The organism is Gammaproteobacteria bacterium, from assembly GCA_029881255.1.
GTDB lineage: Bacteria > Pseudomonadota > Gammaproteobacteria > S012-40 > S012-40 > JAOUMY01.
Genome location: JAOUMY010000011.1, coordinates 59125 through 83687 on the forward strand (window position 1 = coordinate 59125; position 24563 = coordinate 83687).

The window sequence follows — 24563 nt, forward strand, 5'->3', positions numbered from 1 at the left end:
AGTAACTATGTTTGGTTTCAAGCGAAATAATTCACAAAAATCAACACCGGAAGATAAGACCAGCAAACCTGGATTTTTCTCCCGTCTCAAAAACGGATTGACCAAAACCCGACAAAATTTCACTTCCGGCCTGGCTGATTTGGTCCTGGGTAGCAAGCAAATCGACGAAGACACGATCGAGGAGTTGGAAACCCTGTTACTGACCGCCGACGTCGGGGTCGAAGCTACGAGAGAACTGATCGGCAAAATCTCGGCCCGTCTTGAGCGCAAACAACTCAAAGACAGCGAAGCCCTGATAAACGCCCTACGTGAAGATATGCTGGAATTGCTAGCGCCCTGCACGGTACCGCTCGAAACCCGTATCGAAAATACCCCCTATGTCATACTCATGGTTGGCGTGAATGGGGTTGGCAAGACCACCACGATTGGCAAGCTGGCGCGTAAATTCAAAGATGACGGTCAAAAAGTTATGCTTGCCGCGGGCGACACCTTTCGCGCGGCAGCGGTTGAGCAGCTTCAGACTTGGGGGCAACGTAATAACGTACCGGTGATCGCGCAACAAAGTGGCGCGGATTCAGCAGCCGTTATTTTCGATGCCGTAGAGGCCGCCAAAGCCCGCGGCGTGGATATCCTGATTGCGGATACCGCTGGTCGCCTGCACACCCAGTCCAACCTTATGGAAGAACTTAAAAAGATCAAACGCGTGATGAGCAAGCTCGATGACAACATCCCCCACGAGGTGATGCTGGTACTTGACGCAGGCACCGGACAGAATGCCTTATCCCAGGCGACAATTTTCAATGATGCGGTAAAGCTGACCGGTATCACGTTGACTAAACTTGATGGAACGGCCAAAGGCGGCATCGTCTTCGCCCTGGCCAAGAAACTCGGTATCCCTATCCGCTTTATTGGTATAGGAGAAGGCGTGGAAGACCTGCGCCCGTTCAACGCCGAGGATTTCATCGAGGCCCTGTTCGAGAAAGAGCAGAACAAAGAGGAGACTAACGCCTCCACATGATCCGCTTCGACAATGTCCGCAAACGCTACGCAGGAGGGCATGAAGCCCTGAAGGGCATTAGTTTCCATCTGAACCCAGGCGAATTGGCGTTTCTAACCGGACACTCCGGCGCAGGCAAGAGCACTTTATTGAAACTCATCGCCCTGCTCGAACGGCCATCTTCTGGTAGCATCCTCATCGAAAACCGCAATCTTGGGCGGATACCTAACCGTCAGATTCCTCACCATCGGCGCAAGATTGGCTTTATATTTCAGACCCCCACTCTGCTTCAGGACAGAGACGTTTTCCACAATGTGGCACTGCCATTACTGGTTGCGGGATATCACCCGCGCGACACCGCACGACGCGTGCGTGCCGCCCTCGACCAGGTTGGGCTGTTAAACAAGGAAACCGTACGCCCGATAACGCTCTCTGGTGGAGAACAACAACGCTTGGGTATCGCTCGCGCCATCGTTTCCAAGCCACCGGTAATATTGGCAGACGAACCCACTGGCAACCTCGACCCGGAACTGTCCAGAGAGATTATGGACTTGTTTCGCCGACTCAATGATGTGGGCGTTACCATGATGATTGCCACCCATGACCTCGAACTGATTCGCAGCCTACCCTATCGTCAGATTCAAATATCGCAGGGCCGTATCATCAATGGAGAAACAGCCCTTGAGTCATAAACGCGTCCGTGAACGCCGCAAGGCCAGCAACCCGAATTACAACGGACCTTTCCGACGGGCTGACGACCGACAGCACCGCGCCTCCAAACGTGGCGCGCGCGTGCTCGATGGAGAACAACGCGTACACCTGAGCAGTTATATCCAACAACATCAGCTCGCGCTACAAAGTGCCTGGCAACGTATGTTAGGCAGCCCAACGGCGACCATAATGACCGTATTTGTCATCGGTATCGCCCTGGCGTTACCCGCGGCATTAAAGGTGTTTTTGAGCAATGCGCAGCAGTTCGGCAGTGGGCTCGATCAACAGGTACAAATCACGATTTTTCTCAAGCCCCAAATCGGTGCTAACCGCGCTACCGCGCTAGCCGAACAATTGCGGTCACGCCAGGACTTAAGCAAGGTGACGTTTATATCCGCGGATGAGGCATTTCAGGAATTCCAAGCCATGTCAGGATTTGGGGATGCCTTGCGCGACCTGAAGCAAAACCCTTTACCCGATCTGCTGGTTGTCACACCGGCAATCACAACTAAGGAAAAAAACGACTTTCTGCCACTCGTGGAAGAACTCCGAGGACTACCGGAAAGCGACAAGGTACAACTCGACCTGGAATGGCTTCAGCGCCTTTACGCCCTACTCGACCTTGTTAGACAGGGCACGCTGCTTATTACCGTTTTTCTGATCATCGCGGTAATTATGGTGGTTGGAAATACGATACGGCTGATGAGCCAGAGTTATCGGGACGAAATACAGGTTAACAAGCTGGTCGGCGCCACCGATGCCTTTGTACGTCGCCCCTTTCTGTACACCGGCATGTTTTATGGCCTGATAGGCGGCACCATCGCCTGGACGATTATTACCTTTTCCCTCACCTGGCTGAATCCCGCCTTGGACACTATTTCCGGCCTCTACCATGATGCCTTCGATATCAGGGGACTTGGTATTGTCGACACCCTGACCCTGATCTGTACTGGCGTTGTGCTTGGACTAGGCGGTTCCTGGATAGCCGTCGGTCGCTTTCTACGCGAAACGCAACCATAGTAATGTTTCGCAAATTCATATAGATACAAACATTAAAGTTGCGGAACTCATCGGCCGATTAGCACTCTAAAGACGGGACTGCTAAAAACTGGCACTCCCTGGTCTCGGGTGCTAATATTAGCGCAGTTCTGAATTCAACTATCGTGAATCAATGACTTACAAGGGAGACGACCTTGACTACAAATAGCCTCGCTATGAGTATCGCGGCCCCGCAAGGGAATCTGGAAGCTTATATTGCCCAGGTCAATCAATTCCCCGTCCTGGAAGCACAGGAAGAAGCCGATCTGGCGCGCCGCCTACGCGATGAAAACGATCTCGATGCTGCGCGTCAGCTAATCCTTTCTCAACTCCGTTTTGTCGTACACATTGCCCGTGGTTATTCCGGATATGGACTCCCCCAGGGAGACCTGATTCAGGAAGGTAATATCGGCCTGATGAAAGCCATCAAACGTTTCGACCCCGAGCAGGGCGTGCGCCTGATTTCCTTTGCTGTGCACTGGATCAAGGCCGAGATGCACGAATTCATTCTGCGTAACTGGAAGATCGTCAAAGTGGCGACGACCAAGGCGCAACGCAAATTGTTTTTTAATCTGCGTAAATCCAAAAAGCGCTTGGGATGGTTTTCTAACGATGAAGTTCACGCCGTCGCTAATGATCTGGGTGTAAGCCCAGCGCAGGTCAGAGAAATGGAAATGCGCCTGAGCAGTTCTGATCCCTCATTCGACGGCCCGATGGACGACGATGAAGACAAAGCCTTTGCGCCAGCAGCATACTTGGAAGATCGCAGCATGGATCCTGCACGACTCCATGAGGCGGACGACTGGCAAAGTCAAAATCTGGATAAGCTGGCAGAGGCCTTGGAAAAACTTGACGACCGTAGTCGAGACATTCTCAACAAACGCTGGCTTACAGATGATAAAGCGACTCTGCATGAGCTGGCGGCCGAATATAAGGTGTCCGCTGAACGCATCCGTCAATTGGAGAAAAATGCCATCGGCAAACTGAAAACAGCTATGGCGGTCTAAGTACAATCAAGTAGAAAAGCCCGGCCGCAAGCCGGGCTTTTTTTTCGGCCAATACACCGAAAACGAACGAACTCTGATCAAAATAGCCGGTTCAATTCAAACACACACAGTTTTTGATTCCGTGAGCCTGCCAGCTTGTACTGCCCCAAAGAATTCGGTAGAGTCTCGAAACCGAATCAAAGGCAGGGACTGGTTAGCATGGATTTACTCGAGCACCCTCGCTACAAGGACAGACCAGTACTACTCTTTTTTGAAAAGTATGTGCTTGACGTCCTGGGCGAGCTGGAACGCAAACAGAAAAAAATTCTGGATGAGCTCGATCTCCAGTCCGTATTCAAAACCAAATCAAGCAAGTGGCGTGACGTCATTGCCGAAGTCCTGAAACTCTCGGACACCATTACCATCGCCATACTCGACGAATGGTATAAATATATAGATCGACAGGAAATGCGCGGCAAAAATGCCGATGTCGAATTATTTACCCGAAAGTTCGCTGACGCCTATTTCGAAGACAGTAGCAATATCGATGTCTGGCCAGACCAGGAATCTCTGGCGGCGGCGCAGAAACGCATCGAGGAAAAACAGCGAGAACTGGAAAAAGAAGATATGTATTAAAAAAAACCGGCCTTTGATGCCGGTTTTTTGTTTCAGCAAGGAAGGCAAATCAATCGTCGATGACGACGACATCACCCACACAGCGGATGGGCTCATAGAGTGATGATGTTTTCACGGTGCAATCCGTATCCGAATAGGTAACAACTGCCATGCGCGTAGACTCTACATCAAAGTTGAGTCCATCACCGTTATCATTATTACTGACCTTAGATGCATCCACATATTCCTTCAATTCCTGACCATTGGGAAACGTCAGCAGATCGGCGATAGCCGCTGCATAACTGCTCTTCACCATATCTGTGGATTCTTTGGCCAGCACCGAATCGCGCTGCATGGAAGTGAGGCGGGGCAGCGCAACCGCAGCTACCAAGGCCATCACCATAATTATCATTAACACTTCCACTATGCTGATCGAACCACCGTCCCGTTTCATACGCAACCCCCCGTATTATTACGACATACCCTTATTAATCGTATAATTACGGTGAAATGATTAGCGTTCAGTGTGTGATGCGGCTCACACAACGCCTAAAAACCAGGTGACAAACCAGAGTTATTCCGGATTTAAACCGCTAAAAGGCTCGAATCTTCCAGTATGCGTTGGATACTGAGGTGATCCGCAGCACGTTCGGGATTAATCATGCGATAGGGGGGGATAATGCCAACGAGGGGGGCACTGATGCGTAGGCGTAAACTATCAATAACATCAGGTAAATAGTCGATATTCCGATCCATGATATTGGCCACCCAGCCGGCCACTTCGAGACCAGTCTTCTGAATGCGATCGATGGTCAACATCGCGTGATTGATACAGCCCAAACGGGTACCAATGACCACGATCAAGGGCAGTTGCATGGCCACTGCCAAGTCTTCTACCGTCTCTGTATCATTCAAAGGCACTAACCACCCGCCGACACCTTCGACGATAACGCAATCAGAAACCTGACTAATACCGCTGAATATACGTGTAATTTTGTCCAGTTCTATGCGCTGCCCGACCTTTTTCGCCGCCAGATGGGGTGAGACCGGTGGCAAATAGGCATAGGGATTCACGGTCTCATAGCTCAGTTCCACGTTGGAATACTTCATCATCAGCTCGGCGTCTTCGTTTCTGAGGCCGTTTTCGGTCTCAAAACAGCCAGTCGATACTGGTTTCATACCCGCCACCTTCAGGCCACGTTGCGCCATCGCATGTATGAGTGATGCCGCTACAATCGACTTGCCGATATTGGTATCTGTTCCTGTAATGAAATATCCGTGTGACATAAGCTCTTATTTCGTGGTTAGTTTTACTGGAATAGGAAAATCATTTTTTGTGTTATCGAACACCCGCTCCGGTGCCCAGGCATGCCCGTAAACCACCTCATACGTCGCGGGTATAACATTGTTTCGACGGTATTGCTCATATGCTTGAATCATTCCAGACAGCTTCCGCTTGCCGGTCAGTCCTTTTTGGCGACCCGACATGGCATTGCGTGAACCGAGTCTTTTGAGATCTTGCATGAGTTCTCGCACATCGCCATAGGTGAGCGTGAGGTACTCCATATCCATCACCGGATTGACCATTTGCGCCCTGAGCAAGTCATCACCGACGTCATGCATATCGACGAATTCCACCACATGCCGCGTTTTATCTACCGCCGCCCAGGACAGACGTAATTCTTTGAGCGTGTCAGGCCCGAGATAGGCGAACATCAGCAAACCCGTAGGAGTCAGCACACGGCGAATTTCCTCGAACAGACCGCCAAAGCTACGGCACCACTGGAAGGCCAGACTGGAGAAAACCATATCGACGCTTTGATCGGCCAGGGGCAAGGCCTCCGCATCGGCACACAAGTACTGATAGTTCCCGCGCCAGCGTTTTAGCCAGCTTTTTTTATGACGCGAAATTTTTAACATTGAGTGGGCAATGTCCAATTCGATTACGCGCGCCTTCGGATAGCGTTTGCGCAGCAAATCGGCGCTGTATCCGGTGCCTGAGCCAATATCGAGTATGACCTTGGGTTCATAGAGTATGACGTCGAGTCTTTCGTCTAGACGATCGGCGACTTCGCGCTGCAACACCGCGGCGGCATCGTAGTGGTTGGCCGCGTGATCAAAACTATTGCGTATCCATTTCTTATCGATATCTGTCATGTCTAACTACTTTGCAAAAACGTTCGCACCCTTTGGCAAAATTCATCCGGGTGAGAGATAAAAGGCGCATGCGCGCCGTGTTCAAAAATATAGGCGCTGGCGTGCGGCATACGCTCAGCCATTTCGAGCGCAGCGCTCGGCGGTGCGAGTGTATCGAGCCGACCCGCGAGTATCAGGCAAGCCTGGGTAATCATGGGCAGCTGGTCGACGAGCCGGGTGTTATTGAGCAAGGCCAGTCCGCCTTCCAGTGCGTGTAGATCGGGGTAACCATGGGCTTCCATATGTCTACCCAGTTCTCTCGAAATCTGACGTGCGTCATCCGAGCCCAGGGCCTGTATCGCCAGAAAACGTTTGAGTGTCGCCTTGTAGTCTTTGGCCAGTCCTTGGGCGAACTGCCCTAGCACCTCTGCCTGCATGGCGGTTGGCCAGTGATCGTCTCGTACATACTGGGCATTGGTGGCGACCAACACCAGTTTGTCTAAGCGTTGCGCGTGTTCGACGGCGACGTATTGTGCGAGTAGTCCGCCCATAGACCAGCCCAACCAGTGCGCGCGTTGAGGTAGGTGCGGCAGGACTGCCTCGGCAAGCGAAGCCAGGCTGAAATCATTGCCTTCCAAGGGACTGCGTCCATGACCGGGCAGGTCTAGCATGTGTAGTTCGAAGTGATCGGCGAGACGCTGAACAAGTGGCTGCCATACACTCGCGTTTAGCCCCCAGCCGTGTACCAGGACTAACGGATCACCCGTGCCGGTCATTTCGACAAACACACTCATACCCGCGCCGCCTCAAGCGCCGACAAGAGCTGATCAATATGGTTTTCACTGTGTGCTGCCGTGAGGGTGATGCGCAGACGGGCCGTGCCTTGTGGCACAGTCGGTGGACGTACTACGCCGACCAATAAACCGCGCTGTTTTAATTTTTCACCCATGGCCAGGCAATCAGATGCCTCACCAAGCACAACGGGTTGAATAGGTGTTTGCGATGGCATGAGTTGTAAACCCAATTGCTGTGCACCTTGTCGGAAGCGAGAGATCAACGCCTGCAATTGTTCTCGTCTGCTATTGTCCTGTTGCGCAATACGCAATGCCGCTCGTGTCGCCTCCGCGACCGCTGGCGGTAGTGCCGTGGTGTAGACATAGGTGCGCGCCTCGTTAATGAGGTATTCAATCAGGTCGGTGCTGCCTGCGATAAAGGCACCAAAACTGCCGATGGCCTTACCCAAGGTTGCCATGTAAACCGACACCTGTTGCTGATCAAGACCGAAGTGATTCGCGGTACCAGAACCATTTTCACCTAGCACGCCAAAACCGTGGGCATCGTCGATCATCACATCGGCGTTATGTTGATGCGCGAGTTCGACGATATCCGGCAAGGGTGCGATATCACCGTCCATACTGAACACTGCATCGGTGACAATCAGCTTGTCACTTTCCTCGGCATTGGCCAATTCTGTTGAGAGGCTGGACATGGCGGCATGCTGGTAACGCCGAAAGCGCGCTTCGCTATATAAACCGCCGTCGATCAAAGAGGCGTGGTTGAGCTTGTCCTCTAACACCAGGGATTTTCGTCCGAGCAAGGCGGTGATCGCGCCGATATTCGCCATATAGCCGGTGCTAAACAGCAAGGCGCGCTCGCGTCCGGTGGCTGCGGCAAGTTCTTCTTCGAGGGCGTGATGGGCATGGCTGTGACCACAGATCAGGTGCGCCGCGCCACTGCCGACGCCGTATTGTTCCGCACCTTTGTGGAAGGCCGCGACAACCTCGGGGTGATTGGCTAAACCTAAATAATCGTTACTGGCGAAATTGATCAGACGCTGACCATCGACGACGATCTCGGCTCCTTGTGGAGACGTGACAACGCGACGCTGTCGATACAGCGATTGTTCCCGACGCGCCTGCAAAGCGGCGCGAATATCGCGCATGGTAACTAGTTAACGAAATTGATGGGCTGTGCCGGTACAGATGTCGATGCCAGCGCGGCCGTGCGATCACGTCGCTGCTGTGTATCACCGCGCACATCCAGTTTGAGATCGTCGATCATCTTGAGATCGTCGTGCACCGAACGTCCCTGGGTGGTGAGGTAGTCGCCTATCATCACGCCCGAGGCGCCAGCCATAAATATCATCGACTGCATATCGCCAAGAAAACCGCGACCACCGGCGATACGAATTTCGGCCTTGGGCAATAAATAACGATAAGTGGCAATCGCACGCAGGATTTCATACGGCTTCAGCGGCTGACGATCGGCGAAAGGCGTTCCTTTGGCGGGATTAAGAAAATTCATCGGCACCGACTCTACGCCGAGTTTGCGCAAGGTGTCGGCCAACTCCACTCGTTGCTCAATGGTTTCACCCATACCCAGAATGCCGCCAGCACACACGCGCAAACCGGCATCAACGGCGTGCTTAATCGTGTCGATGTTTTCCTGATAGGTATGCGTCGTACACACCTCGTCAAAGAAACTCTCGGCACATTCAAGATTGTGGTGATAGTTTTCCAGACCTGATTCCTTGAGCATCTCCGCGGTATCACGATCGAGCACACCCAGACTGGCGCAGCGGCCTATATCGCTCTTGTCTTTCAAAGTGCCGAGATAGGATTTGAGTTGTTCACGTTCTTTTTTCGAGCGTACGCCCCAACCCTTGGAGACGATACCGATATCACTCGCACCCCAGCTGCGCGCGCGCTCAGCCTGCTCTAGCAAGGTCTGCTCGGGGATATAGTTATACACCGGCGCCTCGGTCTTGTGGTGACCGCTTTGCGAACAGAAGGAACAGTTTTCGGAGCAATTACCCGAACGTACGTTGGAGATCGCGCATACCTCGATTTCATTGCCGCGGTAGGTCTTGCGTATGCGATCGGCACCGGCCATTAACCATGGGACATAGCTGTCATCCAGTTTCATCATCCACACACCCTCTTCGGCGCTCATCTCGCCGCCCTTCAGGACGCGCTGGGTGATTTCATCGATACGGGTATAGACGGTGTCCTCTAACATATTCATCTTCCTATGCATTTCAGGGGAGTTCTGGCGCAGAGTTTAGATCATTAGCGGCAGCTGTCAACCTGGACTTGAGGCACCGCTTTACCAATGGTTAATAATTAACCTATCCACCCGTTCCACCTCTTCGTTCTCCTTGTTCGATTCAGGGTTGTTTTCACCAACCCAAGCCAGGAAGCGGCACAAATTCTGTAACACATATGCAAAGCCATCACCCCGACCCGGAACCCCCATTGACGCCTAGTGAACTTTGGCAACGTGCATTGAAACACCACCAGCAGGGAGAGCTCGAACTCGCTGAAGGATATTATCGACAATTGCTTGAGCGTCATCCCAAGCATGTCGACACCTTGCACTACTATGGATTGTTACTCCATCAACAAGGCAAAACGGAACAAGCCCTGGATTATCTACGCCTCGCTCTACAGCAACAAGCAGATGCCGAGGCCATACAGAATAATTTTCTGGCCGTACTTTTGTCCCTGGAGGACATCGAACACTATCAAGATAGAAAAACAATACTGGCAGTGGCCGAGCGTTTATTGGCGCGCAAGCCCAACAAAATCGATGTACTGAAAAATATCGGCAAAGTCTATTTTCGTCTCGGACTGTTTGAGAAAAGCGCGAGCGTATTGCGACAAGTCGTCGAACTCGATTCAAATGAATTGGAAAGTCTGAAAATGCTCATCGATTGCTCTGCGAAGCGCGGTGACGATGAACTAGCCCTGCAATACGCCAAACAAGTCCTGACAATCGACCGCGATCAATACCGCGTCTTCAATATGCTCACGTCTTTACAGCGTTTCAAACAGGCGTGGCAAGAAACCGACTACTACGTAGAAAAAATACAATCCCCTGACACGAACGACACGACGCGCGTTTATCTCGGATTTGCCTTGGGAAAAATGTTTGACGACCTGGGTGAATACGAGCGCGCCTTTGGGTGTTATCGCATCGCCAACGACAGTAGCGAGTGGACCGATGAGTGCAGCATCATCGAACAGCGCTATCAAAACATCGCACACAAATTCGATAACAAACTTGTCGCCTCGCTTGCACCCGGTTCGTCTGACAGTGAAATACCGTTGTTTGTGCTCGGCATGCCGCGCTCCGGTTCTACGCTGGTGGAACAAATTTTATCCAGTCATAGCCAGGTTTACCCTGGAGGGGAACGCAAGGAGATACGCGAGGCCTTTTATGCGCAGGCCGGTAGTGACATCAATAAATGGATAAACATGGAAGACGAGTTAATACGCCTCGGTCCCCAGGGTGTATCCCGTATGGCGGCGTTCTATCTGGAGATGGTTCGAAAAACGTCTAACAATTGCCTACGCTTTGTTGACAAAATGCCGCCAAATTTTCTAAACATCGGTTTGATCAAAATTCTGTTTCCCAAGGCGCGCATCATCTATACACGCCGACACCCGCTCGACGTGATTCTCTCTTGTTACTTTCAGCCGTTTACCGATGGCAATCGATATGCATTCCGGCTGGATAGCCTGGTGGCGTATTACAATCTGCACAATCGATTCATGCGTTTCTGGAAGGAATATTTCCCCAACATACTCGAAGTGCGCTACGAAGACATGATTACCCAGGCCGAGGAAAAAACACGCGAGATCATTGGTTTCGCCGGACTAAGCTGGGAAGAAAACTGTCTGCAACATCACAAGGCCAATAGCCGCGTTCCCCACACCGCCAGTCACTGGCAAGCCAGACAACCTATATACCAATCATCATTGAATCGCTGGCAACATTATCAACAATATCTAAGTCCATACATGGATCAACTGGAAGACGACGTCTATTTTCCCAAAACTCACCACCAGGCCACATCTGGCTAAGATTTCCGCACCTTCTTCACAGTCGATTGCCCACTCGGGTATAGTGCACGCAAAGCCGAATAAAAATGAGAACAACGTGATCCGACTTACCGCACACAAGCTACGGTCTTTACATAAACATTTGCCTTCCAGTTGCATCTTGTGCACAGACACCACGCCGTTTCGTCAGTTATTGTGCCAAGCTTGCGAGGACGATTTACCGCGCCTGTTACACGGCTGCCAACGTTGTGGCGAGCCCATAGCAGTGCAAGACGAGGTCTGTGGCCAATGTTTGCATTCCCCGCCTGCCCTGGACCAGGTAGTTGTCTTGTTTCACTACCGTGATCCGCTGCAACATCTGATACAAAAACTGAAGTTCCGCCAGAGTCTCGCCATCGCCACTTGGGCAGGTAATCAAATCGTGCAGCAAATCGGTATCGACAGCGACGAGTTACCGGGCTTGATTATCCCGGTGCCACTACACCCCAAGCGCACGCGCTTTCGTGGATTTAACCAGTCATTGGAGATCGCCAAAACCGTGGCCAGACAGTTGCGACTGCCTATTGATACCCACAGGTGCCGCCGCCAACACCACACACAGCCGCAATCGGAACTGGCGCGCGAGCAACGCCTGAGCAATCTAAAAGATGCATTCATTATTGATAAACCCATCAGACAGGCCCATGCGGTGTTAATCGACGATGTGATGACTACCGGCAGTACGCTGAATGAGTTGGCTCGCTGCCTCAAGCAACAAGGCGTCAAACGAGTGGATGCCTGGGTGGTCGCGCGTGCAACGCGGACATAGGCAATTGTCACCCGAACCGGTAAACTACGCACCCTGCTTCCATTCTGTAACGCTATGACAGCTGCAATTGCCATCAACAATCTGAGCAAGACATATAAAAACGGCTTTGAAGCCCTAAGAGGTATTAACCTTGAGGTTCAGCCAGGGGATTTCTTTGCCTTGCTCGGCCCAAACGGTGCGGGTAAATCCACCACCATCGGTATTATTTCTTCGCTGGTCAATAAGAGCGGCGGCTCGGTGTCAATATTCGGCTATGACCTGGACACACAAAAAAACGAGGCTAAAAGCTGCATCGGTCTGGTGCCACAGGAGTTCAACTTCAATGTGTGGGAACCGGCCGAGGAAATTCTGGTTAACCAGGCGGGTTATTATGGTATCCCACGCCAAGAGGCCTACAAGCGCGCCGAGTCTTTACTAAAAGAACTCGACCTGTGGGGCAAGCGCCGGGAAATTGGCCGCAATCTTTCCGGTGGTATGAAACGACGTTTGATGATTGCGCGCGCACTGGTACATCAACCTCGCTTACTCATACTCGATGAACCCACCGCCGGGGTCGACGTGGAGATCCGCAAGTCCATGTGGAATTATCTGACGCGTATTAATCGCGAAGGTACGACTATCGTACTCACCACCCACTATCTGGAAGAAGCGGAATGCCTGTGTCGTAACATCGGAATTATTGATCAGGGTGAGATCCTGCATAACACCTCCATGAAGGCCTTGCTAAAACAGCTGAACACAGAAACGTTCGTGTTGGATACGGAAGGCGATTTTTCGAAAGACTTGGCGCTACAAGATTATCCATTGCGCGTTATCGACGCACACACCTTAGAAATTGATGTCCGCAAGGAGCAGGATTTAAACCAGGCCTTCGCCCAACTGAGCGCGAAAAATATCAAGGTGATTAGCTTGCGCAATAAGGTTAATCGTCTGGAGGAATTGTTTATTGGCCTGTTAAACGCGAAAGAAAAACAAACTACGTCGGCTACTGTGACCACAAAGAGATAACGGCGTAGACATGAAACTTAGCGAACAATACCAAGCCTTCAAGACTATCCTGATTAAGGAGTATTTGCGTTTTGTACGCATCTGGGTGCAAACCATACTTCCGCCGGCGATCACCACAACGCTGTACTTTATTATCTTTGGCAGTTTGATCGGTTCACAGATCGGCGATATGGGTGGCGTGCGCTACATGGAATACATCGTACCTGGATTGATCCTGATGGCGGTGATTACCAATTCCTATTCCAACGTAGTGTCGTCTTTTTTTGGTGCCAGGTTTCAACGCTATGTGGAAGAGATGCTGGTTTCGCCAACACCTAGCTATGTCATTTTGACCGGTTATGTAGCAGGTGGCATGGCTCGCGGTGCCGTCGTTGGCCTGGTTGTCACTCTGGTCTCGCTGATTTTTTCCGACATTACGATACAAAATTACGGCTTAACGACACTGGTAATTATTTTGACATCGAGCATGTTTGCCATAGCCGGATTTATTAATGCCATCTATGCGAACAATTTCGATGATATCTCGATTGTACCGACGTTTATACTGACGCCACTCACCTATCTCGGCGGTGTTTTTTATAGCATCAATCTTTTACCCGAATTCTGGCAAACCGTTTCTATGGCGAATCCGATACTGTATATGGTCAATGCCTTTCGCTATGGTATTATCGGCGTCTCCGATGTAGACGTCGTGACCGCACTCGTTATCATCATTGCATTCAACATCGCCCTGTTCATCTGGGCACTGTCTTTACTCAACCGCGGCGTGGGGATTAGAAACTGATATGAGCAACGAAGCAGTCATCGAAAAAATCGAAACCATTCAGAAAAAGCAATTGCGTTACAAGCTGATCTTCGGTTCAGTATTAGGCGTCATCTGTCTGATTTATTTTTTTACCTTCGCCATGTTCGTCGACAAGTTTCCACCGATATTCTTTGTCATCGAAATGATTACGGCACCCATCATCTTTGTGATGTTTTTTCTGTTGAATCGTATTTCGTTTGGCTTGATCAAAGGCGGCTTTGCCAAGCAATCAGAATTTAGTGCGATTATTGCGGTGATGAAACACGACGACGTCGATACCAAACCAGGAAAAATTCAGGACAGACTGAAATAAAAAAGGGAGAGCCGAAGCTCTCCCTTGAATCAGTATTGTCAGACTAAGCTGACTTTACTTTTTGTTGTACTGCTTACTACGGCGTACCACCAGTGGTGAACACGTTCAGGTTGAACCAGTTCTTACCATCTTCGAAGGAGATGTAGTTCCAGCCGTTGTAGAGAGGAATAGACAGACTGAAGTTACCACTCGCATCAGCAGTCGTTGTCAGTTCCTGACCAGTATAGTCACCGCCTACCCAGACTCTCACAGTTGAGCTCTTTACTGCAGTACCTGCAACTGTAATCGAGCTGGCAGAACCCGCCTGTACTTCGCCGTACTGATTATCAAGAACAGTAGTTCCGTTCTTGATGGAGGTCACTACGAGAACTTCTGGCGCATCCGCACAGGTTGAGTTCACCATACCACCTTGCCACATCCAGTTACCGTCGTTGGCACCAATATCATTAGAGCCGTTGTAGACGTTAACGGTAGCAGAGTATGCATAGTAGCCTTGACCATCCATAGTAGGATCGATGGTAATAACACTGGGTACATCGTTGCTGCTATGCCACTCGTTGTAGTTCAGGTTCCAGTTATTGGACCAAACTTCAACCTGGGAGTTGTTCTTCGTCTTACCGTGGATAACGATGCTACACGCACCGGCCACGTTGACGTCAAACCACTGTCCAGGTGGATTTGGAGTAAATGTAGACGCACCGTAATCGATACTTGTGATTACGTGATCTGGAGTATAGACGCTTGCAGGATTACTAGTTGAGATACGAACGCTATACCAAGCACCGGCGCATTCACCAACACACATGCCGTTTTGCCCGATGTTTAGGTTAATGCTGTTCATACCATCGTACAACGGATTAACACTAATACTGAAAGTTCCATCGGCGTTCAAGGTGATTGGGCCACCAGAAGTACTAACCCATTGCTCACCAAACTCTCCAACATTGTGTCCCCAATCCGCTTGAAAATCGGCAACAGTACGACCATTTTGCAGTAGACCTGCAATAGAGCCGTTCACAGTTACCGACGTAGCAGTACCTGCATCATAGACCGCTTCCCATGTATCCATACGCAACTGTGTTGCTGCTGTTGCACCGTTCATCACGGAAGTGATTGCGATAGGTGGAACGTAGGTGCTTCCTGCTTCAGTGTGTACACCGATGCGGTTGAAGTTCATCCAGTTGAAATCGTGGAATTCAACACCGTTCCAACCTTTGAATACAAGCACTTCGGCAGTGAAATTACCTGTAGTTTCATTGAGCGTAACAACACCGTGATCGCGACCGCCTTCAGCCCAGTTTTCGTAGGCGACACCAAATGGCATTGCAGGATCTGCCGCACCGATTGCCGCAGGATCAACATTACCGCTTACTTTAAGCTTAACTGCCGTCAGCGCTTCAACATCACCCCAGCTGTTTGGTGTTACCACCGTTTCTGCACCAGTTGCATCGACTGCGTAAATGCTAGTGAAGGAGATCAGCGGTGGGAGACCGCCCGAGGTCATAACCGCAAACTCTTTCTGTAATCTACAGTTTGGTTGACCTGCGCCAGGCGCTGGCATGGTGTCAGTAGCACAAACACGGATCCAGTTATGCCCCTTGGACAGGTCGATAGACACACCAGCAACTTTTGTTGCAGTTCCATCTGGATTATCGGTGAACACCGCCTGCTGATGTTGTGGACGGAAACCATAGGTCTCAACCATCAGATCAGTCACTGATATATCAGGAGATTTAACCTTGATCTTGACCTGGCCTGCGCTACCAACATCAAAGCCTTCAAAGGCTGGACTGAACTGGAATTCAACATTGTTCGTGTCTGTTACTTTGACGCCTAGCTCCTGGAAAACACCGCCTACACCCAGTTTAAACGGATCACTGGATGCGATAACATCAGCCGCTAAGCCTTCGCCACCAACAACGAAGTCATCCGCTGTCTTGCTGCCATAGGCAACCACTGCCCAGCGATACTTACCGCCTGTGACCAAGCCTTCCATTCTGTTCCAGATACCGAAGGCTTCGGCATTTTCCAGAACCAGTACGTCACCAAATTTACCTGCGTTTGCAGAAAACTTGAGTGAGATTTCATCTCCGGCAACATGACCTGCACCATTAACCAGACCAACCCAACCATGACCACGCATACGTCCGTCTACGACCACAACGGCGTAAGACGATACGTCAGCGGCATTCTTGGGCGCTGTCCAGGTAAATACTGGCGCGAGTGTTTCACCCGCAGCTGGTTCAGGTAACTTGGTTTCGTTAGCAGGTTTTAGCAGATCGATCTTCTTCAACGCTGCGATAGAGTCAGGCAAAGTTTCACCATCAGCACCGCGCGTCATCAACCAACCACCGTTGATCTTCTTCAACTCAGTTGTGAGTATGCCAGGTCCTTCGGAAGCCATCTGACCACATTCTGCGATCAAGGTATTGGTCGATTCGAACTTAAGTTCGAAAGACATTACCGCTTTATCAGGCTTGCCATTGGCGTCTGTGTCAGCCAAAGCAATATCACTCACCACATCACCAGTGATGCTCATGTCGCAACGCTCGATCATGGTGAAGAATTGATTCAACATGCCCTGGAACTCCACCAGACTCAAACGACCATCACGGTTGATATCGTTTTCATCATCACCTTCGCCGTTAACCCAGTAGAAGTCACCGGTCATGTATGAGCTCAACAAGGTAACATTGCGGTCATCCATGGCGTAAATCCACTTACCAAGAACGTCTTTAACGCCAGACTTGGCAGTGATTTCATCCGCTGTATCGTCGGCATTAAAACCAGCAGATGTGGATTCCATCGTGAAAGAAAATTCCACTTTACCCATTTCTAAACCAGCAAGGTCTTTACCGCCAGTAATTTCCAGCTTGTAGCTGGAACCCAGTTGCAAGGCCTCAGTAGGTACGATCTGGTAGATATATGGATAAGACGGGCTCTTTTCCGCGTTTTTGCCAACATACTGGATACCAGGACGGTCACCCAAACTGCTGCCTTGTAACACTTTCACTAATGCAGTATTGGTATCGATAGGTTCATCAACACCAAAGCGAATGGAAAGCGTAATAGGCGCCGCGTTTTTATCGAAGTCGATAATTGGCGATGCATTTGGCGCGGTTGTATCAACTGCCGAAGCGGTAAAAGTTGCCGTGACAGTTTCTTCCAAAGATTTGCCATAAACGTTGTTTAACGTTGAGGCAGCCGAACCACCGGGGAACTCAACAGTATACTCGCTACCCTGAGTCAGATTCGCTGTCGGATTGAAATACGCAGACAACAAGTCAGGCGAAACACGCCAGCTACCATCTACTTCTGTTCCCGCACTATCCGTCACTTTGATGTTTTGCACAGTACCGCGTGCGATAGACATATTAAAGGTTACGGGGATATCGACGTTCTGTGGCAATGAGACATCAGCGCCACCAAAAGTACCGTCATTGTTAACACTGAGACCTATAACGGTTTCGACTTCTGGTAATGCATCGCTATCCTGTGCGACAAGGTCATTCCCTGTCACATCACCTGCCATCTTTTTGATTATTGTTTGTACTGCAACATAAAGCTCACCGGTATTCGCATCAAACTTACTTGCGAACAAGGTGTAGTGACCGGTAGGAATTTCCTGTCCGTCAATCGTCTTGTCCAAGGTGTAAGCACCGGTCGCGTCTGTCAAGGCCTGCGCGATTGGATCCAGATTTTCTGGATGATCCGCATCGTATAGTTGCACAGTGGCAAACGACAACTCACCGGAACGCATTGCGAGACCGATGTCTTGTAATACCTTTAGTGTTGGTGTCAACACAGGACCGCTGTGATTTGTCGGCGCACTACTCTCGTTGGCTAGTTGCCCCTTTGAACGAGCCTGATTCATTTTTGCTTTAGCCGCTGCCATTGCTTTGGCCTTAGCTACTTCAATCTGACGGGCTGAAGCATTGTTCGCCAAATGTGCCGCAACTCCAGGCTTCGCAGCAACACTATCGACGATGCTCGACAATGTTACCTTACCTGAAATCTTGGTCACGGCGGGCTCACCAACTCCCCCATCACCAAATAGATCTGAACAGCCACTCGCGCTAAGCAATAATGCTAGCGCACTAACTGTTATCAGACCTGATCGTCTAATTGCCATCGGTAATTTCTCCTAATAGATACTGCTTTAATTCGAATTAATACGGCTTGAATAGATACTCTCGATACAAACCTCCACCTCGAGCACCAGGAAGTACAAAAACCAGCTTTCAGGCTGGTGGTACTGCGTGATATCGACGCTTTGATGAGTTTTCTTGATAAGCCTTATGGATGGTGAAACAGGAAATTTTCGTAAATATTCACGTATTTTTATTCATGTTTTACACAAAAAAATAGCTGCCTAACTTTTTTAAGCCGCAAATGTGCGCTCACTAACCAGATACACTACTGACAACCGCTTCTGTTATAAACGGAATTACAGATTAGTTCGTACGAACTATATGAAATTGAGTGTGCCGGAAGAAACACTACAAAGCACATCCTTTTTACTTCGCGACTCTACACTCGGAGTAAATTTTTTACATTTTGATTGGTGGTTTCCAACAGCTCATCGATGGAAACACCTCGCAGATTAGCAACAAGCTGTACTGTATCAGTCAGGTACTCCGGACTGTTGCGCTCGCCTCGGTGATTTGCAGGGGCAATATCGGGTGCGTCCGTTTCAAACGCGATATGCTCAAGTGGCAATGTTGTAACAAGTCGGCGCAGCTTTTGCGCCCGATCGTAACTCAGGGTTCCACCAAAGCCGAGCAGAAACCCCAGGTCGATATATTGTTGCGCCTGTTGTTCACTACCGCTAAAGGCATGCACAAAACCGCCGCGCAATTTCTTGCGTCGCAACAATTTCAACACGTCGTCATGGGCCTTGCGCACGTGTAAAACCACGGGCAAATCCTTGCGCTTTGCTAAATCGAGTTGCGCTTCGAACATCGCGAGTTGTCGTGCACGGTCTAAACCGTTGACAAAAAAATCCAAACCGATTTCCCCGATAGCGACTGGTTTGAAACGCTCAACATAGTCTTCCAGTTGTTCGAGATGTTGCGGAATATGGTCTTCGATATAAACGGGATGCATACCCAAGGCAGGATAGTAACTCTCTTTGAGGGCTGCTGTTTTTAATACATCATCCCAATTCGATGCCGCAATTGCCGGTATCAACAGATGGGTGACACCGAGCCGATCACAATTGGCGATGACTTGCTCGCGATCGTGATCGAACTCGGGACAATCAAGGTGACAATGGGTATCGAAATATTCCATAGCCTAGTTGATAGGGTGTGTTTAGTGTTCGCGTGTCGCTGCAAAGCGTATATCCGGCCAACGCTCTTCGGTGAGATTGAGATTAACACGCGTCGGGGCGATATAGGTCAGATCACCGCCGCCATCAATCGCCAGATTGTCGGCCGCCTTGCGTTTGAACTCTTCGAGTTTCTTGTCATCGTCACAGTAAACCCAACGTGCTGTAGCGACATTGACCGGCTCAAACAGACAATCCACTTTGTATTCGGTTTTGAGACGTTCCGCGACCACATCGAATTGCAGTATACCTACCGCGCCGAGGATCAAATCGTTATTGTTGACGGGTTTGAACAATTGCGTTGCCCCTTCTTCACTCAACTGCTCCAGACCTTTTATCAATTGTTTGCTTTTTAGTGGATCACGCAAGCGTGCGCGACGAAACAGCTCTGGCGCGAAGTTTGGAATGCCCGTAAATTTAATCTTCTCGCCTTCGGTAAAGGTGTCGCCGATTTTTATCGTGCCGTGATTATGCAGACCAATAATATCGCCTGGGAAGGCCTCTTCCACATGCTCGCGTTCCTGTGCCATAAAGGTAATCGCATTAGCAATCAACACATCTTTACCGATGCGCACGTGATGAACCTTTTTGCCTTTTTCATACCTACCGGAACACACACGTAAAAAGGCCACGCGGTCGCGGTGATTGGGGTCCATATTCGCTTGAATTTTAAACACGAATCCACTGAATTTCTCGTCACTTGGTTCGACTGTACGTGCATCGGTTTCACGCGCCTGAGGCGGCGGTGCATATTGGCATATCGCGTCAAGCAATTCTTTCACACCAAAATTATTGATCGCCGATCCAAAATACACTGGCGACAACTCGCCACGCAGAAAAGCCTCATGATCATATTCGTGTGAGGCGCCGCGCACTAACTCGATTTCTTCGCGGAATTCGGCAATCTGCATACCGAACAATTCGTCCAGACGCGGATTGTTCAGACCTTCGATGACTTCGCCTTCCTGTATCTTGCCGCCATGCGTCGCGCTAAAAATATGGATCGCGTCATTATATAAATGAAAAACGCCACGAAAGGATTTGCCCATGCCAATCGGCCAGGTCATAGGCGCACAACGAATCTTTAATACATTTTCGATTTCATCCAGCAACTCGATTGGGTCACGGCCTTCACGGTCAAGCTTGTTGATGAAACTGATAATCGGCGTGGTGCGCAATCGACACACCTCCATCAGTTTAATGGTCCGGTCCTCGACGCCCTTGGCCGAGTCGATCACCATCAAGGCCGAATCCACCGCCGTGAGGGTTCGGTAGGTATCTTCCGAGAAATCTTCGTGACCCGGTGTATCGAGCAGATTCACAATGGCGTCTTTATAGGGGAACTGCATCACCGAAGAGGTTACCGAGATACCACGCTCCTGCTCCATGGCCATCCAGTCCGAAGTCGCATGCCGCGCGGCCTTACGCCCTTTTACAGTACCGGCGAGCTGAATCGCACCTCCGTACAAGAGCAGTTTTTCAGTAATCGTGGTTTTACCGGCATCGGGGTGGGAGATAATCGCAAAGGTTCTCCGACGCCTGATTTGATCAGCCAATGGGCCGTTTTTCATATTCTCAATTCCTTCAGTGTGTACATAAATATGCACACAAACCAGTTCTACCTGATTTACTGTTTTCCCAGCAGAATTACCACCTTAAAACAAGCAAACAGGCGTATAAAAAGTGCATTATAACTTATGGAGCAAGCTCCATAAAAAGTTAAGCTCCTACAAACTCGAGTAGTGCCGCAAAATTATGCCCATCGGCCGCTCTAAGAGCAGCGATATACTGAGTTCTCCGCTCATTCATATCTTCCAGCCTGTATCCACCAGCCCATTCTATTGCTGGCTCACCCAGAAGTTTGTTCAAAACTGCATCGGCCATGACACGTGCATGACGTCCATTTCCATTCGGGAAGGGTTGGATATAAACAAGCCTGTGATGAAACCTAGCCGCTAGCTCTTTCGGCGGATAGGTATCGTTTTCAATCCAGAAACGAGTATCTTCCAAAAGCTGTCGAAGCTGGATAGCAATCTGAACAGGATCTACACCTATATTCTTTTCCGTCCGACGAAAATTCCCAGCCCATTTCCAGACATCACCAAATAGTCGAGTATGTAACTCACAAAAGTATGAGCAGCGCTTAGAGACGACGACTACAAATCCCTGGCGAAAATCAACGCGTCCTCGCGCCCGCCAACGTCGGGATAATAGTCTTTGCGATTGCCGATTTGATTGAAGCCGAGTCGATCGTAGAGAGCGACGGCTGCTTCATTAGATGGTCGAACTTCGAGGAAAATACTGTTCGCATTGCGCCGGCGGGCCTTTTCTATCAGGTATTCCATGACCTCGCCACCGAGCCCTTTATTGCGGCGTCCAGGATCGACGCAAACGTTAAACACATGAGCCTCACCCGCGGCGATAGACATGACACCGTAGGCGATTATTGCGCCTTGTTCTTCCAGAACTGTGCATACATAGCCTACGCGGATGCAGTCGCGGAATATCCCTTCCGTCCACGGAAAGGCATGCCCCTTACGCTCCAAGGCCATAACGCTTGGCACGTCTTCTTCCGCCATGTCGCGGAAATGTCGTTGACTTTCCAGTACCGCGCTCATTGCTGCCCCTTAAAAACCTGCATCGCCAACTTGAGATCGTCCCAGGCGCGACGTTTTTCAAGAGGAGAACGCAACAAATAGGCCGGATGATAAGTCACTACCAGAGGAATATTTTCGTATTTGTGAACCTGTCCGCGCAGCCTACCGACTTTTTCATCTGTTTTGAGCAGGTTTTGCGCCGAAATTCCGCCTACGGACAGAATGATTTTCGGCTTGACCCATTCTATCTGGCGCTTGAGAAAGGACTCACATTTCACCACTTCTTCCGGGCGCGGGTCGCGATTATTGGGCGGACGGCACTTGAGGATATTGGCGATAAATACCTGCTCACGTTGCAGACCGATGGCGAAAAGCATTTCGTTGAGCAATTGTCCGGCGCGTCCGACAAAGGGTTCACCCTGTTGATCTTCATCCTTGCCTGGTGCTTCGCCGATGACCATCAGTTTGGCCTGCACATCGCCGACGCCAAAAACCGTATGGGTACGACTCTGCGACAATTCACACGCGGAACATTGCGCAACCTCCTGTTGCAAAGAATTCCAATCCCAGGCAGGTGTGATTTGTATTTCCGGTTCGGGAATGCTTTTTTCTGGCGCAGGAATATCGACGATTTCAATTTCCTCCGACACTAACGCTGCGACAGGCGACAGTGTTTGCTCGACAATTTGCTCGGCAGGACTTTCTGGCAACGCTTGCGTCGGCCACGCGTCTGCCGAAAAAAAACCGGGACGTGCCTCCCAAGTAGGAATGCCCATGGCCTGCAGATATTGTTGTCGCCGTGTTTCACTCATTTTCGTTGTGGTACTACACATCACCCAGTTGCGGATGCGCCTTGTCTTCCGGGTTAATCAGTTTATTCAAGGCATGGATATAAGCCTTGGCCGAAGCAATAACAATATCCGTGTCCGCACCCTGACCATTCACGATACGCCCGGCCTTCTCCAGTCTGACAGTGACCTCGCCTTGCGCGTCTGTTCCGCTGGTAATGGCGTTGACGTTATACAGTTGCAACTCGGTTTCACTGTGGACAATAGTTTCAATTGCGCGAAACGCAGCGTCTACCGGTCCACCGCCTGTCGACTCGCCGATATGCTCCTGGTCATTGACGCGCAAGGTGATTACTGCATTCGGTGTTTCACCAGTCTCAGAACAGACTTTGAGGGATACGAGTTTGACAGTTTCGTTGACCGATTCGATATCCGCTTCGGTAACCAGCGCCTGTAAATCCTCGTCATAGATATCGTGTTTTTTATCAGCCAGATCTTTAAAGCGCGCGAACACCTGGTTGAGCTCTTCTTCCGAAACAAAGCTCATGCCCAATTCCTGCATACGCGTCTTGAAGGCATTGCGTCCAGAATGCTTACCCAACACCATGCGATTGGCCGACCAACCTACGTCTTCGGCACGCATGATTTCATAGGTCTCGCGACTCTTGAGCACGCCGTCCTGATGGATGCCAGACTCGTGAGCAAAGGCGTTGGCCCCAACAATAGCCTTATTCGGTTGCACCGCAAAACCGGTGATACTGGAAACCAGTCGTGAGGTAGGCACGATGTGGGTGGTATCAATTTGAGTTTCGCAATCGAAGAAATCGCTGCGGGTACGCACGGCCATCACCACTTCTTCGAGAGAGGCGTTACCGGCACGCTCACCCAGACCGTTAATCGTGCACTCGACCTGGCGCGCGCCATTGGCAACCGCAGCCAAAGAATTGGCGACCGCCAGACCTAAATCATTGTGGCAATGTACGGAGAACACCGCCTTGTCCGCATTGGGTATACGCTCGCGCAGTGCGCGTATGGTATTGCCGAATTGTTCGGGCATGGCATATCCGACGGTATCGGGAATATTAAGGGTAGTCGCGCCTGCGTCGATCACGGCTTCGAGTATGCGGCATAGAAAATCGATCTCGGATCGACCTGCATCTTCAGGAGAAAACTCTACATTGTCCGTGTATTTTCGCGCACGTTTGACGGCCTTGACCGCCTGTTCCACCACCTGATCCGGCGACATACGCAGCTTCATCTGCATATGGATAGGTGAGGTGGCGATAAAGGTATGAATGCGCGCGCTATTCGCGCCTTTCAACGCCTCACCGGCACGGTCGATGTCTTTATCCAGCGCCCGCGCCAATCCACACACGGTGCTGTCTTTCACCACATCGGCAACGGCCTTGACCGACTCGAAGTCCCCGGGGCTGGCAATCGGAAAACCGGCCTCAATCACATCAACACGCATACGTTCCAGGGCCTTGGCTATCCTGACCTTCTCATCTCTGGTCATGGAGGCGCCCGGACTTTGCTCACCATCGCGCAAAGTGGTGTCAAATATGATTAATTTGTTGCTCATAAATCA

At 50.4% G+C, this 24563-nt stretch carries 22 protein-coding genes and 1 pseudogene; 10 read left to right on the forward strand and 13 right to left on the reverse strand.

What is annotated here, in order from left to right:
• Positions 1-7: 7 nt before the first annotated feature.
• The 5 genes from ftsY (at position 8) to OEZ43_17300 (ending at position 4368) form a co-directional block, all read left to right on the forward strand.
• Positions 8-1018 (forward strand): signal recognition particle-docking protein FtsY, encoded by a 1011-nt coding sequence (ftsY, locus tag OEZ43_17280; GenBank protein MDH5547340.1) that lies wholly within the window; start codon positions 8-10, stop codon positions 1016-1018.
• The gene (gene ftsE / locus OEZ43_17285; protein MDH5547341.1) at positions 1015-1689 is read left to right on the forward strand and encodes a cell division ATP-binding protein FtsE; all 675 of its coding nucleotides are present in this window, start codon (positions 1015-1017) and stop codon (positions 1687-1689) included. The genes ftsY and ftsE overlap by 4 nt, the downstream gene beginning before the upstream one ends.
• Entirely contained in the window at positions 1679-2728 is a 1050-nt protein-coding gene (gene ftsX / locus OEZ43_17290) for a permease-like cell division protein FtsX (GenBank protein MDH5547342.1), read from the forward strand. The genes ftsE and ftsX overlap by 11 nt, the downstream gene beginning before the upstream one ends.
• A 194-nt stretch (positions 2729-2922) precedes the next feature.
• Positions 2923-3753, forward strand: a complete 831-nt coding sequence (gene rpoH, locus OEZ43_17295; GenBank protein ID MDH5547343.1) for an RNA polymerase sigma factor RpoH — start codon at positions 2923-2925, stop codon at positions 3751-3753.
• Positions 3754-3951: 198 nt separating this feature from the next.
• A complete protein-coding gene (locus OEZ43_17300) occupies positions 3952-4368 on the forward strand; it encodes a hypothetical protein (protein MDH5547344.1) in 417 nt (138 codons plus the stop codon).
• Positions 4369-4417: 49 nt separating this feature from the next.
• On the opposite strand, the gene OEZ43_17305 is transcribed toward OEZ43_17300, so the two are convergent.
• The 6 genes from OEZ43_17305 to bioB form a co-directional block, all read right to left on the reverse strand.
• On the reverse strand, positions 4418-4801 hold the full coding sequence (locus tag OEZ43_17305; GenBank protein ID MDH5547345.1) for a hypothetical protein: 384 nt from the start codon (positions 4799-4801) through the stop codon (positions 4418-4420).
• Positions 4802-4932: 131 nt separating this feature from the next.
• Positions 4933-5634, reverse strand: coding sequence for a dethiobiotin synthase (bioD, locus tag OEZ43_17310; protein MDH5547346.1), 702 nt, complete (start codon positions 5632-5634; stop codon positions 4933-4935).
• 6 nt (positions 5635-5640) lie between these two features.
• On the reverse strand, positions 5641-6504 hold the full coding sequence (gene bioC, locus OEZ43_17315) for a malonyl-ACP O-methyltransferase BioC (protein ID MDH5547347.1): 864 nt from the start codon (positions 6502-6504) through the stop codon (positions 5641-5643).
• A 2-nt stretch (positions 6505-6506) separates the two neighbouring features.
• Positions 6507-7277, reverse strand: a complete 771-nt coding sequence (gene bioH / locus OEZ43_17320; GenBank protein MDH5547348.1) for a pimeloyl-ACP methyl ester esterase BioH — start codon at positions 7275-7277, stop codon at positions 6507-6509.
• Positions 7274-8425 carry an 8-amino-7-oxononanoate synthase gene (bioF, locus tag OEZ43_17325; protein MDH5547349.1) on the reverse strand — a complete coding sequence of 384 codons (1152 nt, stop codon included), beginning with the start codon at positions 8423-8425 and terminating at the stop codon, positions 7274-7276. Before bioF ends, bioH begins: the two co-directional genes overlap by 4 nt.
• Positions 8426-8430: 5 nt before the next feature.
• Positions 8431-9501 carry a biotin synthase BioB gene (gene bioB, locus OEZ43_17330; GenBank protein MDH5547350.1) on the reverse strand — a complete coding sequence of 357 codons (1071 nt, stop codon included), beginning with the start codon at positions 9499-9501 and terminating at the stop codon, positions 8431-8433.
• Between the two features lie 203 nt (positions 9502-9704).
• Here bioB and OEZ43_17335 point away from each other — a divergent pair, with 203 nt between their 5' ends.
• The 5 genes from OEZ43_17335 to OEZ43_17355 all read left to right on the forward strand — a co-directional run bounded on the left by OEZ43_17335 (position 9705) and on the right by OEZ43_17355 (position 14261).
• On the forward strand, positions 9705-11348 hold the full coding sequence (locus OEZ43_17335) for a sulfotransferase (GenBank protein ID MDH5547351.1): 1644 nt from the start codon (positions 9705-9707) through the stop codon (positions 11346-11348).
• Between the two features lie 76 nt (positions 11349-11424).
• On the forward strand, positions 11425-12135 hold the full coding sequence (locus tag OEZ43_17340; GenBank protein MDH5547352.1) for a ComF family protein: 711 nt from the start codon (positions 11425-11427) through the stop codon (positions 12133-12135).
• A gap of 54 nt (positions 12136-12189) precedes the next feature.
• Positions 12190-13143, forward strand: coding sequence for an ABC transporter ATP-binding protein (locus tag OEZ43_17345; GenBank protein ID MDH5547353.1), 954 nt, complete (start codon positions 12190-12192; stop codon positions 13141-13143).
• A 10-nt stretch (positions 13144-13153) separates the two neighbouring features.
• Positions 13154-13927, forward strand: coding sequence for an ABC transporter permease (locus tag OEZ43_17350; protein ID MDH5547354.1), 774 nt, complete (start codon positions 13154-13156; stop codon positions 13925-13927).
• A 1-nt stretch (position 13928) separates the two neighbouring features.
• Positions 13929-14261, forward strand: a complete 333-nt coding sequence (locus OEZ43_17355) for a hypothetical protein (GenBank protein ID MDH5547355.1) — start codon at positions 13929-13931, stop codon at positions 14259-14261.
• 76 nt (positions 14262-14337) lie between these two features.
• Here the strand turns inward: OEZ43_17355 and OEZ43_17360 are convergent, their stop codons facing one another.
• From OEZ43_17360 to OEZ43_17390, 7 genes and pseudogenes are all read right to left on the reverse strand, one after another.
• Complete coding sequence (locus OEZ43_17360) at positions 14338-18393, reverse strand: Ig-like domain-containing protein (protein MDH5547356.1); 4056 nt, start codon at positions 18391-18393, stop codon at positions 14338-14340.
• Positions 18394-18791: 398 nt separating this feature from the next.
• Positions 18792-19553, reverse strand: coding sequence for a TatD family hydrolase (locus OEZ43_17365; protein MDH5547357.1), 762 nt, complete (start codon positions 19551-19553; stop codon positions 18792-18794).
• A 21-nt stretch (positions 19554-19574) separates the two neighbouring features.
• Positions 19575-21161 carry a peptide chain release factor 3 gene (locus OEZ43_17370; protein ID MDH5547358.1) on the reverse strand — a complete coding sequence of 529 codons (1587 nt, stop codon included), beginning with the start codon at positions 21159-21161 and terminating at the stop codon, positions 19575-19577.
• 148 nt (positions 21162-21309) lie between these two features.
• Positions 21310-21714: pseudogene (locus OEZ43_17375) on the reverse strand (mobile mystery protein B).
• Between the two features lie 32 nt (positions 21715-21746).
• Positions 21747-22208 carry a ribosomal protein S18-alanine N-acetyltransferase gene (rimI, locus tag OEZ43_17380; GenBank protein MDH5547359.1) on the reverse strand — a complete coding sequence of 154 codons (462 nt, stop codon included), beginning with the start codon at positions 22206-22208 and terminating at the stop codon, positions 21747-21749.
• Complete coding sequence (locus OEZ43_17385; GenBank protein MDH5547360.1) at positions 22205-22999, reverse strand: uracil-DNA glycosylase; 795 nt, start codon at positions 22997-22999, stop codon at positions 22205-22207. The genes rimI and OEZ43_17385 overlap by 4 nt, the downstream gene beginning before the upstream one ends.
• 13 nt (positions 23000-23012) lie before the next feature.
• Complete coding sequence (locus OEZ43_17390; protein ID MDH5547361.1) at positions 23013-24557, reverse strand: 2-isopropylmalate synthase; 1545 nt, start codon at positions 24555-24557, stop codon at positions 23013-23015.
• Positions 24558-24563: the final 6 nt, after the last annotated feature.